Source organism: Anabaena sp. CCY 0017 (assembly GCF_963920885.1).
Classification (GTDB): domain Bacteria; phylum Cyanobacteriota; class Cyanobacteriia; order Cyanobacteriales; family Nostocaceae; genus Nodularia.
Genome location: NZ_CAWUDG010000002.1, coordinates 110,798 through 125,558 on the forward strand (window position 1 = coordinate 110,798; position 14,761 = coordinate 125,558).

General features: G+C 39.3%; 12 protein-coding genes. 4 read left to right on the forward strand and 8 right to left on the reverse strand.

From position 1 onward, the window contains the following. Nucleotides 1-9 precede the first annotated feature (9 nt). Nucleotides 10-5,337, forward strand: a complete 5,328-nt coding sequence (locus tag ACM0OW_RS02790; RefSeq protein WP_414548518.1) for a DEAD/DEAH box helicase — start codon at nt 10-12, stop codon at nt 5,335-5,337. A 203-nt stretch (nt 5,338-5,540) separates the two neighbouring features. Here the strand turns inward: ACM0OW_RS02790 and ACM0OW_RS02795 are convergent, their stop codons facing one another. Further along, the gene (locus ACM0OW_RS02795) at nt 5,541-5,798 is read right to left on the reverse strand and encodes a hypothetical protein (protein ID WP_414548519.1); all 258 of its coding nucleotides are present in this window, start codon (nt 5,796-5,798) and stop codon (nt 5,541-5,543) included. 221 nt (nt 5,799-6,019) lie between these two features. Between ACM0OW_RS02795 and ACM0OW_RS02800 the strand changes: the two genes are divergently transcribed. After that, nucleotides 6,020-6,328, forward strand: coding sequence for a hypothetical protein (locus tag ACM0OW_RS02800; protein WP_414548520.1), 309 nt, complete (start codon nt 6,020-6,022; stop codon nt 6,326-6,328). A 380-nt stretch (nt 6,329-6,708) separates the two neighbouring features. On the opposite strand, the gene ACM0OW_RS02805 is transcribed toward ACM0OW_RS02800, so the two are convergent. From ACM0OW_RS02805 to ACM0OW_RS02825, 5 genes are all read right to left on the reverse strand, one after another. After that, nucleotides 6,709-7,140: a PIN domain-containing protein gene (locus tag ACM0OW_RS02805; protein WP_414548521.1), complete on the reverse strand. Its 432-nt coding sequence runs from the start codon at nt 7,138-7,140 to the stop codon at nt 6,709-6,711. Nucleotides 7,141-7,165: 25 nt separating this feature from the next. Next, nucleotides 7,166-7,501, reverse strand: coding sequence for a hypothetical protein (locus tag ACM0OW_RS02810; RefSeq protein WP_414548522.1), 336 nt, complete (start codon nt 7,499-7,501; stop codon nt 7,166-7,168). Between the two features lie 49 nt (nt 7,502-7,550). Continuing rightward, entirely contained in the window at nt 7,551-8,954 is a 1,404-nt protein-coding gene (locus tag ACM0OW_RS02815) for a hypothetical protein (protein ID WP_414548523.1), read from the reverse strand. Between the two features lie 15 nt (nt 8,955-8,969). Beyond that, a complete protein-coding gene (locus ACM0OW_RS02820) occupies nt 8,970-10,253 on the reverse strand; it encodes a hypothetical protein (protein WP_414548524.1) in 1,284 nt (427 codons plus the stop codon). 610 nt (nt 10,254-10,863) lie between these two features. Continuing rightward, nucleotides 10,864-11,100, reverse strand: coding sequence for a hypothetical protein (locus ACM0OW_RS02825; RefSeq protein ID WP_414548525.1), 237 nt, complete (start codon nt 11,098-11,100; stop codon nt 10,864-10,866). A 303-nt stretch (nt 11,101-11,403) separates the two neighbouring features. Here ACM0OW_RS02825 and ACM0OW_RS02830 point away from each other — a divergent pair, with 303 nt between their 5' ends. Together ACM0OW_RS02830 and ACM0OW_RS02835 are read left to right on the forward strand one after the other, a co-directional pair. Continuing rightward, nucleotides 11,404-12,597: an NAD(P)/FAD-dependent oxidoreductase gene (locus tag ACM0OW_RS02830; RefSeq protein WP_414548526.1), complete on the forward strand. Its 1,194-nt coding sequence runs from the start codon at nt 11,404-11,406 to the stop codon at nt 12,595-12,597. Nucleotides 12,598-12,653: 56 nt separating this feature from the next. Continuing rightward, complete coding sequence (locus ACM0OW_RS02835) at nt 12,654-13,307, forward strand: HAD-IA family hydrolase (protein WP_414548527.1); 654 nt, start codon at nt 12,654-12,656, stop codon at nt 13,305-13,307. Nucleotides 13,308-13,523: 216 nt separating this feature from the next. On the opposite strand, the gene ACM0OW_RS02840 is transcribed toward ACM0OW_RS02835, so the two are convergent. Next, nucleotides 13,524-14,072: an NUDIX hydrolase gene (locus tag ACM0OW_RS02840; RefSeq protein ID WP_414548528.1), complete on the reverse strand. Its 549-nt coding sequence runs from the start codon at nt 14,070-14,072 to the stop codon at nt 13,524-13,526. Between the two features lie 81 nt (nt 14,073-14,153). Then, on the reverse strand, nt 14,154-14,687 hold the full coding sequence (folK, locus tag ACM0OW_RS02845) for a 2-amino-4-hydroxy-6-hydroxymethyldihydropteridine diphosphokinase (RefSeq protein WP_414548529.1): 534 nt from the start codon (nt 14,685-14,687) through the stop codon (nt 14,154-14,156). Nucleotides 14,688-14,761 lie beyond the last annotated feature (74 nt).

Below are 14,761 nucleotides of genomic sequence, written 5' to 3' on the forward strand. Positions count from 1 at the left end.
CTAGCAATTATGAAGATATCTGTTAATCTCAAAGAATTATTTCAATATCAAGAAGCTGCTATTCTGTCTATAAGCTCTCTCATAGGACAAGGTTTAGCATTAGTCGATTGTACAGATGTTGATTCAGTCACCCCAGAACAATTAAACCTCATTTTTACCAGCATTCCCCAAGAATGGGATGATGTAAAAATCACACAAATCTTCGACCCTTCCACCCTGACAGAAACCTTCGCTATCCAACTTTCAAATTACATCAATGAACGCTTAGGGCGCACCCCACCCCAACCAGCAATTACAAATTACGAATTACCAATTACGAATTATTTAGATATATTCAACTTCCGCAATCAAGTAATTGGCGACTACCGCCGCTATATAGAAAGCTTCCTCAAAATCCGTGACCCCAAAGTTAAAGAATTTGTAGACAAAGAACTAGATAAAGGACAACTTTGGACTGACCCCCTATTACAATTAAATCCCACCTACAAAAAAGGTGCAACCGTCAACCAATTAATCCAACAAAAAATCCTCCATCCCGACTGTGAAAATTACTTTTCTCAAAACAGTAAACCCTTCACATTCCATTACCACCAAAAACAAGCCTTTGAAACCGCCCAACGCCAAGAACCCTACGTAGTCACCACAGGTACAGGTTCCGGTAAAAGCATGACTTACGTCGTGCCGATTTTTGACGACTTACTCCGCCATCCTGAAATTACAGGAGTCAGGGCGATATTGGTTTATCCCATGAACGCCTTAATTAACTCTCAAAAAGAAGAACTCGACAAATTTTTACGCCAAGTTCCGCAAACTCACATTCGCGTCGAACAATACACCGGACAAGAAAGTTTAAGCAAGAAAACCGCAATTCAAAATAACCCACCCCATATTTTACTCACCAATTACGTGATGTTAGAGTTAATGCTCTCACGCACCCACGAAAATCAACTGGTAGAGTCTCCCAATTTAAAATTCCTGATACTGGATGAATTACACACCTATCGGGGACGACAAGGTGCAGACGTGGCGATTTTAATCCGTAAACTCCGCCAACGCAGCCAAAGTAATCACGAATTACTCTGCATTGGTACAAGCGCCACGATGTCCACCGAAGGTTCCCGCGCCCAACGTCGTCAAGTCGTCGCAGATGTGGCCAGTAAATTATTTGGTGTAGAAATCAAAGCCACCAACGTTATCGATGAAACTTTAGAACGTTCTATCCAACTTGATGAACCAACCATTGAACAAGTCAGCCAAAGTATTCAAGCAGGTTTACCACCAGAATCAGAACAGACATTCAAAAAGTTCCAACAGCATCCCCTCGCCGCTTGGATAGAAATGAACTTTGGTTTAGAGAATAAAGAAGGGTATCTTGTCCGCCGTCAACCCATTACCCTAGAACAAGGTGCAGAAAAACTAGCTAGTAGTTGCGCCTCAGAGTCTCTTAACTACGAACACATCCTCAAACAAATGTTTCTCTGGGGAAGCAAAACCAAAGGACTCGCCTTTCGCCTACATCAATTCATTTCCCAAGGTGGTAGCGTTTACGCCACCATTGAAAACCGAGAGAAACGCCTTCTCACCCTAGAAGGCCAATATAAAACCACCGAAGACCGCCTACTATACCCCCTAGTTTTTTGCCGGGAATGCGGACAGGATTACTACGTCGTCCGCTACGATAACGACAAAGGCATTGTATTACCGCAATTACCCACAGCCTTAGACACTCCTGAAGATGAAGATATTCAAGAAGGTTATCTCACTTTAGATGAACCAGAATTTTGGGATGAACGCGATGAAGAAAGACTTCCTGATAACTGGTTTACAGAAACTAAAAAGAAAGGACGGGTTGCAAAAAAAGACTATAGGCGGTTTATTCCCCAAAAAATCAGAGTTCTAGCCAATGGCAAAATTACTAACTCCGCATTAAAAGGAACAGCGTGTTGGTTTATTCCTAAACCCTTTCTCACCTGTCTCAACTGTGGAGTAGTACATGACAGAAAACGCAAAGAATTTGCGAAACTCTCTCGCCTCAGTAGTGAAGGACGCAGTACAGCCACCACCCTGCTTTGTCTTTCTACCGTTAGCCGTCTCAAGCCAATTTTCACCGGAGAAAAAGCCAAAGCTACCAAAATTCTCAGCTTTACCGATAACCGTCAGGATGCGTCACTACAAGCCGGACATTTTAACGACTTTGTACAAACCAGTTTCTTACGCGCTGCACTTTTAGGCGCACTCCAAGCCAAAAAAGAACTCACCCACAGCGAATTAGCCAGTGTGGTTGTCCAACACATGGGACTGTCTCAAAGTGACTACGCCCAACAACCTGCTGAATATGGTAGAGGAAAACAGCGCAACGAAGAAATATTTCGCAAATTGATTGAATATCGCCTGTATGAAGACTTACGCCGGGGATGGCGCATTGTCCAACCCAACTTGGAACAGTGTGGACTCCTGATAATTGAATATGATGGTTTGCAAGCAGCTTGTGCTGATAATCAGCTTTGGCAAAAATACCGCCATCCAGTATTACTGCAAGCCACCCCAGAAGAACGTTTTATAGTTGTGCAAACTCTCCTCAATTTGCTGCGGCGTTCATTAGCCATCAATGCACCACTGTTGCAACTAGAAACCCTACCACAACTGAAAAATGATGTAATTCCGGTGATTGAAGAACCCTGGAATTTTGATGAAAATGAACAATTACATCAAGCAAGTTGGGCAACTACAGCCAGTGGTAGTAATGAAAAAGCCAAACTCAAGCTGACATCTAGAAGCCAAATTGGGAGATTTTTGCGTTCTCCCAATACTTGGTCATTACGCAGTCAACCTTTAACAGAAGAAGAATACACCAATTTAATCAGCAGCTTAATTAATACCTTATGTGATGCTGGTTTTTTAGTGCAAGACAAATCAGAAGTCCAGCTACGCATCGATTCTCTATTATGGAAAATCAGCAACCTCAGCGAAATTCCCCCCGACCTGCTGACATCCAAACGTTTACAAGGTCACGAAAAACTGAAAATTTCAGTTAACAGTTTCTTCCAGAAATTTTACCAAACAAATGCCCGTGACATCCGCACAATGGAAGGGCGAGAACATACGGGACAGGTGAAGAACCAAGACCGCCAAGAACGGGAAGAAAAATTCCGCCAAGGACAATTAGCGGCTTTGTTCTGTTCTCCCACAATGGAATTAGGCATAGACATTTCTGACTTGAGTGTAGTCCACCTGCGGAACGTTCCCCCCAGTCCCGCAAATTATGCCCAACGCAGTGGTCGCGCTGGTAGAAGCGGACAGGAAGCTTTAGTAATTACCTACGCCTCAGTTGGTAGCGGTCATGACCAATATTTCTTTAAACGCCAAAATCAAATGGTGGCTGGTGTTGTGACTCCGCCTAAATTGGAACTAGCAAACCAGGATTTAATCAAATCCCATGTGTATTCGATTTGGCTGGCGCACACTGGGTTTTATCTCAACGACTCCATAAATAAAATTCTGGATTTGGAACTAGAAGGATATCCCCTGAAAGTTGATGTTCGCCAGACACTCAATCTCAGTTCTGCCAAATTAGCCCAATGTCTCCAAGCTACCCAGTCGATTCTCTCTGACACTTTCTGCCAACACGACCTGCAAAAAGCTTCCTGGTATTCTGTCCATTGGTTACAGCATACCCTAGAAAATGCACTGAATGCTTTTGATCAAGCTTGCGATCGCTGGCGGAGACTTTACGATGATGCAGTCAAACAATTAGAGGAAGCAACTCTCACCATTCGTCGTTCTGCTGCTGGCTATGTCACCCAAGAAGAACGCAAAAATGCCGATAACCTTTTAAAAGAAGCACAACGGCAAATCGACCTGTTAGTGGGTCAAAACCAAGGTAAGAGTAATTCTCAATTTGAGTTTTATCCCTATCGCTACTTTGCTGCGGAGGGATTTTTACCAGGGTTTAACTTCCCCCGTTTACCAGTGAGGGCATTTATTCCGGCTGGTGAAGGTGGGGATTACATATCTCGACCCCGAAATGTAGCTTTACGGGAATTTGCCCCCAGTAATATTGTTTACTACGAGGGTAGTAAATTCATGGTGACAAAAACCAAAGTTCCTGTAGGCGGAATTGAAGGCGAATATCAACGAGTCAGCGTCTGCTTTAGCTGCGGTTATTTCCATGAAGGAGATTTTCGTGATACTTGCCAAAACTGCGGTGCAGAGATTAAACCTGATACTTATCACAATCTTGCCAAACTGAGTCGTGTCTTACCAATGGATACTGCGATCGCGCGTCGTCGAGAACGCATCACCTGCGATGAAGAAGAACGCCTCAAATATGGCTACAATATCACCACCCATTTCCGCTACGATAGCCAAAAACGAGAATCAGCCACAGTTGAAGCTGCTGATGGTACACCACTATTAAAGTTAACTTACGGCGCAACAGCTAAAATCTGGCGGATAAATCGGGGACTGAAAAAGAACATAGAACGGGGATTTAAACTTGATATCAAAACAGGTTTATGGGGTGATAATAAATATCAGCAATCTACCGAAAATTTGCACACCGAAGTTAATTTAATGGTGGATGATACCTGCAATATTCTGATTATTGAACCGTTAAATGTTCCCCCAGAAAACAGAGAAGCCTTTATTACCACATTGCAATACAGCCTAGAAACAGCAATTCAAGCAGTATACAAATTAGAAGCCGACGAACTCGACTCGGAACGGCTAGGAGAAGGTAAGTATTTATTGTTTTGGGAAGCTGCTGAAGGTGGTGCAGGTGTGCTTTCCCAACTTTTGGAACAACCAAACACTTTTCAAAAAGTTGCCAATGCAGCTTTAGATATCTGCCATTTTCTGGAACCCAAGGAAAGTTGTGTACAAGCTTGTTATGAATGTTTACTTTCCTACAGAAACCAGTTTGACCATGCTTTGATTAATCGCCACTTGATTAAACCTTGGCTTGACCAACTCCTAGAAAGTCAAATGATTGCTCAAGTTAAAGGACTATCTCGTGATCAGCAATATCAACAATTGCTGGCACAAACAGACCCCAATTCGGAATTTGAACGCATAGTGTTAGGGGAGATTTACCAACGCGGATATAAACTACCCGATGCCGCACAGGTATTAATTCCCCAAGCTAATTGTAAGCCGGATTTTGTTTATGGGGAAAAGGCGATCGCTATTTTCTGCGACGGTTCAGTTCACGATAGTCCTGATAAGCGCAAGCAAGACCAGGTTGAGAGAGAGAATCTCAGCAACATTGGTTATTTAGTGGTCACTCTGCGCCACGATGAAGACTGGGGAGTGCAGTTGCTAATCTTAGCGAGTTGTTGAGTGAATAAGCCAATCCTCTGGTTCATTTATGGCCATCGCAATCATAATTACTTTGTTACTATTTGTATATACTTGTAATAACATTCAGTATTCATCCCCCTAACACAGATAAACCCGTCAGGTGTCTGACGAGTATTTTGAAACTCTGGGTGCAGAATTAATAATTTCGTCTTTCCATCGCCTGAGAGAATCATTTTCATCTCTCAGGCTGCGGTTTTTCCCAAGAGTTCGTTTTGAATTACGGCAACTTGCTGCTTGAGATTCTGCAACTCAGCGTGCATTGTAGTTAAATCGGGGGCTTCCTGGCGTTCTTCTGCAATGTAAGAACGAATCCATCCCATAATTAATTCCGAAGCTGTTTTCCCTTCAGACTGAACTTTATTCATAAAAGCTTCCTTCGTCTGATCATCCATTCTGACGATGATTTGATTACTCAGCTTTGTTGTCTGACGCTTTGCCATGTTACTTGTCGCTTAAAACCCTAAATCTGTAATAACTCTATTTACCTTATTTTGCAGGGTTTTGAAAATTTTGTAGTAACATTCTTACTATTGTAGTAACAGGTAGTTACAATATAGTAACAAAACAAAGGCGATCGCAATCTTTGGACGGAGGGCGATCGCCTTTTAGGCGGGCGTTTTACGCCATCGCCATTTGTGAAACCCCATTAACGAGGTTCTTCATGATGATTATTGTACAAGATGAATTTGATCACCAAGCCTTAGCTCAATCAGAGTTTGAGGATTATATTGAGCAACTAGGTGAAGAAGTAGCACCAGAAATTGAAATTGACTCAGTACCAGATGATATTGGAGAACTCTATCGAGTTTGGCATGGTTCTCATTTACTTGGCACTTTTTACCAAAGTCTCCAAGGGAAATGGATAGTGCAACCCTGTAATAGCGAGAAAAGACCCTGTTGTGATACCCCAGAAGCAGCACAGATACTCATCATAGCTGTGAATGGCTTGCTGGTGGCAGATGTAGCGTAAAAGCATTAATTACAATTTTCCCATCACTCAGAGACGTGAATTATTTCCGTCTCTTTTTTATTGACATTCTTGAGACTATCAGTGGAAGTGCGATCGCCTGTCTAAACCTACAGGCTATTTTGAAAGCCGTTTTTGGCGCTTCGCCATCGTTGCAAAAGGCAAAAAACAGTGCGGACATTTACCTTCTGCCCAATCTACGGGAATCGACATCTAATGTGCGAATGTACAATTGACAATTAAATTGTTAATTTTCGGATTTTTGACACTCAATGTGTTAAAGAAATTTCCAGGAAGTATTCACCAGTGAGAACAAAAAAAACTGCTATAATCTTTACTAAAGTATGGTTTCAGGGTTTCTTGGATTGAATGACATTAATTTGTTAAATTGTCAAATAATTAGTTAATGTACACTTTAACTTTGTATCACATGTTATCAAAGGAGAGTTAAGAATTATTGCTGTAGCCAAAACAATCTTGTCGCGATTTTCGAGATTGATATTCTCATCCTTTAAATCTAAAAAACTTTCTAAAACTTCAATATCTAACTCTCTAATTTCAATATTAGGTGCTAATTTGATAGGATTAAAAACTTCGGAAATAAATTTAGCTCTAAATTCTTTATTTTCTGTAGTATTTCCACGAAACCACTTATCAAATATTTCTATAAAAACGACACCTGGGATAATTATTAGATATTTACTATTATAATCTTTAAAGGCTATATCTATATATGACAATCCTTTCTGTGATATTTTTGATGGAACATTGAAGATGTGAGCAAAATATGAAATTAATGCTACTGTATCAATCACAAATCGTTTTTTCTGTAGAAGATGTTCAATATTTACGCTCACCCAAATTGCCCCGTATTTCGACTAAATCATCTTCAATACTTAAATTATCCCTACGAACATCTTGCAGCATATATTCTATAAATCTTTCATCAATTTGTTCAACAGAAAATAAGCCCCTTTCTTCAGATAAAGTATAAATCTTTTTCAAGATATTGTAAACATCTATAGCGACTAACTGCTTCTGTTGATTATCCAGTAATTGTGTCAACAGAGTTGCCAGACAAACTAACTCTAAGTTCCAGCTTTCCCATTCTTCAACCAATAGTCTTATTTTTTCTTCTTCCGTCTGGAAATTAGCAGTTCCGAATACTATTTCCATAAATCTAGACAACTCTTCCCTGTTAAGGCAATACTGGCTCATCATAATTTTAAATTGACTCAGATTCTTTCATTAAATCCTTTGTATCAGCCTCGGAAATTCCGCTAACTTGACGTTGTTCAGCTTGTTGGGTTGCTTCATCAATTGTTAATACGAAATCAAAATTTATTTCTTCAACCTTATTATTCACTGCACGTTCAAGAACTTCATAAGCCATTTTCAAAATTTTAGAGGCATTAAACTCACTCAACTCAGCTATCTTAGCTACAGCATCTTGAGTAAAGGGTGAAAATATATTAATATCTACTTGAGCTATCCGGTATGCTTGCAGGTATTTTTGGATAAGCGAGTAGGCATCATCGACATTTATTTTTTCAAAACGGATGACATTTGTTGATGTCACTTTAGAAAAAATTGGAGACCTTTGTTCCAAACCACTCTGCTCCCAAGCTGATTGAATTAAACGTGGTACTCCAGCATGTAAAACAAGTATTAGGTTGTAGAATCCCACTTTAGCATTTGTATAAAGTCCGTCAAAAAGACAAGTTCTCAATTCTAAGGCAAAATCCCTCTTCTGCCGCTCACTTTGAAAATCAGGGACTCGTTCAAAATCATCAACAAATATATATGCACCATTAAATCCTGCTGCTAAAAATAGAGTTACAAGATGTGAAAAAATAAATTCAAGTCTTGGTTTACCACGGTTAAGATTTTGATAGTAGTTTTTGAAATCATTTTGATTTACTGGCTGAAATAGCAAAGGAGTTGATGTTGATGAAAATAAAGGAAAATCTTGAGGTAAATTTTGTAAATAACGATTGGAGAGAATTTGTTGCAAAATTTTTCGGAAATCAATATTATTTTCTGAGTACCAATTAGGAGACTGAAGCTTATTTTTGAAATCATTTTCATCAGAAAAATGTTCTTCTGGGTTAAAAGTTTGATCCAAATTAATAATTCCCTCTAGACGTAATGATAAAAGACTATCATCGATCACGTTAGATTCAAATATACGTTCAAATAAAAGATCAATAAAACTCTCAAAAGTTTTTGTTTTTCCTCCTGGTTCCGGCACAAGAATTATTGCAAAACATTTATTAAGTTCATTAGAAATAGATAACCCAAAATCTTGATTAATTTTCTTTTGCAAATTTACGAGAAAAGCAGATTTGCCGTTTCCACGACCAATATATGAAGTATCCATGATATACCCCAACCGCAGGTGATTAGGATCACTTTGAGGAACCTTGAAAAAATTTTCTTCAATAGCTTCCTTCTCCTTTTCACGAATAGATGGCTCATAAATTTCACCATTATTTCGCGCATCATTAGAGTTAGGATTCACGAAAGGAGATGAGGGAAATGGGTTTTCCTTGAGGTTATATTGCTCATACCTTCCCTGATTTATAACTGGTTCTGACTTAGGGCGCTTTGAATATTTGCTAATATCCATAATTCTCTCTCTTTTTCAGGCTAAATCAATTGCAATTATGTTACGATACTTACCGTCAACCATTACTGGTTCTCGGCGTAGATACATGACCTTAGTTTCATCTGGTAATTTATCCACTTCCAAAGATATACTAATTCTTAGACGTTTATTATGATAGGCATATCCTAGAAAATTATCAAATAGATATTCAGTAATCTTCATACTATAACATACCCTTTCTCTAACATTTGGTAAGCTGACAAAATATGTTCTAGCTAACTGACGCACATCAAGATAAGCCTGATGAAGAGATTTAACAAATTCTTCTTGATTAGTTTCATTCTCCCAAGATGGCTGATGCAGATATAATTTCATATCATCTAAATATTCATAGAGTTTCTGAAATCTATTTGAATTGCTGGAGTTTTTAATAACAGATAAAGGATAAACTACTCTACCATTGAAATGTGGATCTGGGTAAAATTCAGTTATATGAAGTAGTCCAATCTGCTTACCTCTATAAGCCCACCTTTCAAAGGAATTTAACGATATCTGATAACCGTATAGTTCTACTAAAAAGTATTTAAGCCAGAAGTCTCTACCTCTTCGCAGAATAACATTATATTTTGCTTGTTCAAAAAGCTCAGAATCCTCTTTAGGTAAGAGTCCATCTTCTGTGAGCTTACGAATTAGGTCATTATTTTTTTCTTCAAGATAAATTTGCTTTCCTAGATGCTTATGTATATCTTCTTCTAATCTCTCTTTCAATCTGTAAAAATATTTCTTCATGTCTTTTGAAGTTGTTATTGAAACTCGCTCAATTCCTAAGCGATGGGCTGAGTATATTGGAAATATTAGCAGTCCAGATTTACGAGGATTTGCTTTATAACAAGTTTCTATTAGATAACGAAATGGCTGTTGGCGCTTTTCTTCCATAAGTTTAAAAAGATACTGGTTAAAACTTACAGCACCTTCTATTTCATATTTTTTTATAACAGTGATTCCTTCTTCAGTCAGTGTGATTGCTCCATTATCAGCAATAAGTTTATAGTCTGTTGCTTCACCTAAAACTTGTTCAAAAGTATACTTATAACGATACATTATGTTAGTTGAGATATTAGAATATTCTGTTAATTTTTTATACTTTGACTCTCCAAGACGATACTGATACTTTAAATTCAAGAATTGGTCAAATATTTTTTCTTTTTGAGGTGATGTACTCACACCTTTTAGAAGAATGTAAAAATATTCTAGAAAATAGAAGTTTCCAGGTGGTTGAGGCGGTTGAATTTTCGATGTCAGCACGGGGTTGTTAACCATGATGTTATGATGTATGAGAGTTTTGAGCTATTCTATTTTGATCTACTACACAACTTTTAGCTCAACAGCTATAATTACTGGAAAAGTAAGGCAAAACTAGAAATAGGTTCTTATTAATGCTCTCATTCCTTACAGCATAATCTGACAAAATTGGTAGATTTCAATCAATACTTACTACCAACTCATTCACCTAATTATTCTGGAACCGCCTTAAACTTATCATCACTCGATTTTCTCTGGGTCTTAACCTTCGCCATCAAGCTAAGAATATGATAAAGTAAGTAGGACGATGTAAATAATTAAATGTTTGTAGTGAGAACTTTAGTCCTCGAATAAGGGCTGTTCGCGAAGTTTTCCCATAGGGTAGCCCTTGCTACAAATTGTATTAGCATTATTTTATCTTGCTTAACATAATTTAATTTATTCCCGCCTACTTACTTAATTTTATAAGTTATGTAAACTGGGATACTTATTTTGTCAATTAGTATTTAAGCTGGCTAAACATAGGCTAAAATAAGAAAAGCATTACATAATAATACTTTTGGAGTTAATGCTTTTGTAAACATTAATTTGTCTAGTGGATATTTAATTTAGCAAAAAACATTTTGCATTATAATTTATCATAATCCTCTGGTTCTACATCAGGGACTTTAGCTAAAACTTGCCCGAATTTATCCCAACTACCGTGTTTGGCTTTTTCTTCAATATAGTCTTTGGTCATCCATGCGGAAACTTGTGCTGATAGTGCAATAGCTACAAGTTGTTCTAAAGATATATTTTCTTTGGCTACTAAGGTTTCAATTTGCTTATATAAGGATTCGGGGATTTGTACGTTTAAGTTACTCATGATATTTCTCCTACTTGTTGTAAAAATTCTTTATACGTTAGGTGCAAACAAGCATAGGCGCAAAGAAGAAGATGCGATCGCCTGCACCGAAACCACTTAAAATCTATACAGAGATTACCTGCTGATGGCAATATAGCGGTATGCACTTCAATGAAGAACATCATAGCCCCCTCCTCGCTTGCACCGGAGGGGGTTGGGGGTGGGGTTCTTCTATCTCACTTAACTGATAACCGCTATAGAACCAAAGAAATTCATTACACTGAAAGTAGTTGCCATGCTGGGATTGACTTTCCTATAAAATAGATGACTCAACAAACTCCTAGAATATGTATCCTTGGCGGAGGCTTTGGTGGTCTCTACACCGCCCTGCGCTTAAGCCAGTTACCTTGGGAAAATGACCAAAAGCCCGAAATTGTCTTAGTTGACCAAAGCGATCGCTTTATTTTTGCACCTTTACTGTACGAATTACTCACCGGGGAACTGCAAACCTGGGAAATCGCCCCACCTTTTGAAGAACTTCTGCAAAACACAGGTGTGCGTTTTTGTCAAGCTGTTGTCTCTGGAATCGACACCGAACAACAACGGGTACATTTACAAGATGGACCAGAAATTGCCTACGATCGCCTAGTTTTAGCTTTGGGTGGAGAAACACCATTAGATATGGTTCCCGGTGCTACATCTCACGCTTACCCATTCCGCAATATTACAGATGTCTATCGTTTAGAAGAACGCCTGCGAGTTTTAGAAGAATCTCAGGCAGAAAAAATTCGTGTTGCTATTGTGGGCGCTGGTTACAGTGGTGTGGAATTAGCCTGTAAGTTAGCAGACAGATTAGGAAAAAAGGGACGTTTCCGCCTGATTGAAATCGGGGATCAAATTTTACGCAATTCCCCAGACTTTAACCGCGAAGCTGCCAAAAAAGCTTTAGAAGCTAAGGGTGTATTTCTAGATTTAGAAACCAAAGTTGAATCCATAGGACAGGATACCATTTCCTTAGAATACAAAAATCAGGTTGATACAATTCCTGTAGATTTAGTCATTTGGACAGTAGGAACCAGAGTTGCGCCTGTAGTCAAAACACTGGCTTTAAAGCAAAATCAGCGTGGTCAAATCACCACCAAACCCACTTTACAAGTATTAGAACATCCAGAAATCTTTGCTTTGGGAGATTTAGCCGACTGTTGTGATGCTGAAGGTCAACAAGTCCCAGCTACAGCCCAAGTTGCTTTCCAACAAGCTGATTATACCGCTTGGAATATCTGGGCTTCACTGAGCGATCGCCCTTTATTACCATTCCGTTACCAGCAGTTAGGTGAAATGATGGCATTAGGCATAGATAACGCCACCCTCACAGGTTTAGGTGTCAAATTAGATGGTTCCTTAGCATACCTTGCCCGTCGTCTAGCATATCTCTATCGGATGCCAACTTTAGATCATCAACTCAAAGTTGGTTTTAATTGGCTAGTTCGTCCTATTATAGAGACACTTTCTGAGTAGGATTTAGTATCCTTACTAAATCTAAAACCCCACATTTACAATTATATTAAGGTTTGATGGAACGACCGAAAGTTATTCTTTTAGATGCTGTCGGCACACTCTTCGGCGTAAAAGGCAGTGTGGGCGAAGTTTATAGTCAAATAGCCAAGGAATTTGAAGTTGAAGTTGAAGCAGAAATTTTAAATACAACCTTTCTGCAAAGCTTTAAAGCATCAGCACCACCGATATTTCCCAATGCAGAGTTACATGATCTTCCCCAACGAGAGTTTGAGTGGTGGCGAAAAATAACTCTCAATACTTTTGAAAGCGCAGGTGCTTTAGCACAATTTTCTGATTTTTCTGGTTTTTTTAGTGAACTGTATATCCACTTTGGCACTGCTGAACCTTGGTTCATTTATCCTGATGTCTTGTCATCTTTGAAAGACTGGCGAAAACAAGGAATTGAATTAGGGATACTGTCTAATTTCGATTCCCGCATTTTTTCAGTATTGCAAGGTTTAGGGCTGAATAGTTATTTTAGCTCTGTCACAATTTCTACCCAAGCTGGTGCGGCAAAACCTGATCCCCAAATCTTTGCGATCGCTTTAGCAAAACATAAATGTCCACCGTCAGCAGCATGGCACATTGGCGACAGTATTGTAGAGGATTATCAAGGTGCTAAAGCGGCTGGGTTGAGGGGTATTTGGATTAATAGGGAGAAAAATTCTTAACTAACGCACCCTTGTATATTCAGAAAAGTAGTAGATGTAGGTTGGGTTAAGCGCAGCGCAACCCAACGCTGTCAATGATGTTGGGTTTCCTTACGTCAAACGCCAGTTGCTCATGGGGGAAACCCCCAAGATCGCACTGGCTCCCCAACCTACAATTTTTTGCCGTATTTTAAGCTTGTCACGCCACTACATTTTTTGTCCGCGATATCTCTAAAATTAAACCAAAAACGGACGCGCTAGCATAAAACTAGTAATCGATTTAGCATCGACTGCTTCGCCTTGGAGAATAGCTTTCTCCAATTCCTCTGGAGTCATTAAGACAGTTTCGATATCCTCATCTTCATCCTGTTTGGGAGGGTTTTCCAGCTTTTCCAAATCCCTAGCCAAAAAAGCATAAATAATTTCGTCAGAATAACCGGGCGCGAGGAAAAACTCACCTAGTTTATCCCACTTTTGGGAAGTATAACCAGTTTCTTCCTCAATTTCTCGCTGTATTGTCTTCAGGGGATCTTCATTGAGTTCCAGAGTCCCGGCGGGAAATTCTAATATTCTTCCCTGAATTGCAAAACGATACTGGCGCACGAGTACAAGTTTACCTTCTGCCGTCACTGGCACAGCTAAGGCTCCGCCAGGGTGACGTATACATTCCCAATCTCCTTCGGCTTTATTCGGTAAACGCAGGCGATTGACTTCAAAATCAAACTTGCGTCCTTTATAAAACAGGCATTGTTTCAGTAGCTGTGGTAATTCTCTACCTAATGGCATAGTAAATTTCTGTTATATCTACATACATCTACAAACACTCTTCCGTAAAAACAGTATTTTTGACGTTTATGGTTGGTAACTTTAATTGCTCTTTAATAAATGTACATCAGAACAGGCTACTTCTTTCACTAAATCTTTAATTACACGTCCAGAAACTGGTTCTACCCAATCGGGGGCAATTTCTGCCAGTGGGATTAAGACGAAAGCCCTTTCTCTCATTCGGGGGTGAGGAATCTGGAGGTTGGGCGTATCTATGATTAAGTCATCATACAATAACAAATCCAAATCAAGCGATCGCGCACCCCAACGCTCTCGACGCACTCGCCCAAACTGCTGTTCGGTGGCTAATAAAGTCTCTAATAATAAATTTGGTGGCATTTCTACTTGCAAAATGGCGCAACCATTTAAGTAATCTGGCTGCGTTGGTCCTACAGCTTTAGTTCTATACCAACTGGATTTAGCTTGCAGCTTAATTCCTGGAGTTTGGGCTAATGTCTCGATAGCTGCTTCTAAAATCCGATATGAATCGCCAACATTACCACCCAGGGCGATCGCACTAACCTGATATTTTGCACCTTTGGCAGATACATTTAATGAGTTTGCTGGTTTGGACAATTAGTTAAAACTGGGGTATGAATATTCACAACAAAATTACCGATCCCCGAAAAAATATTTTTCTGTATTACTGA

Excerpts from the sequence above, each read along its gene's own strand:
- ACM0OW_RS02790 (WP_414548518.1), top strand. The coding sequence starts at position 10 with ATGAAGATATCTGTTAATCTCAAAGAATTATTTCAATATCAAGAAGCT.
- ACM0OW_RS02815 (WP_414548523.1), bottom strand. The coding sequence starts at position 8,954 with ATGGATATTAGCAAATATTCAAAGCGCCCTAAGTCAGAACCAGTTATA.
- ACM0OW_RS02800 (WP_414548520.1), top strand. The coding sequence starts at position 6,020 with ATGATGATTATTGTACAAGATGAATTTGATCACCAAGCCTTAGCTCAA.
- ACM0OW_RS02810 (WP_414548522.1), bottom strand. The coding sequence starts at position 7,501 with ATGGAAATAGTATTCGGAACTGCTAATTTCCAGACGGAAGAAGAAAAA.
- ACM0OW_RS02835 (WP_414548527.1), top strand. The coding sequence starts at position 12,654 with ATGGAACGACCGAAAGTTATTCTTTTAGATGCTGTCGGCACACTCTTC.
- ACM0OW_RS02830 (WP_414548526.1), top strand. The coding sequence starts at position 11,404 with ATGACTCAACAAACTCCTAGAATATGTATCCTTGGCGGAGGCTTTGGT.
- ACM0OW_RS02795 (WP_414548519.1), bottom strand. The coding sequence starts at position 5,798 with ATGGCAAAGCGTCAGACAACAAAGCTGAGTAATCAAATCATCGTCAGA.
- ACM0OW_RS02840 (WP_414548528.1), bottom strand. The coding sequence starts at position 14,072 with ATGCCATTAGGTAGAGAATTACCACAGCTACTGAAACAATGCCTGTTT.
- ACM0OW_RS02820 (WP_414548524.1), bottom strand. The coding sequence starts at position 10,253 with ATGGTTAACAACCCCGTGCTGACATCGAAAATTCAACCGCCTCAACCA.
- ACM0OW_RS02825 (WP_414548525.1), bottom strand. The coding sequence starts at position 11,100 with ATGAGTAACTTAAACGTACAAATCCCCGAATCCTTATATAAGCAAATT.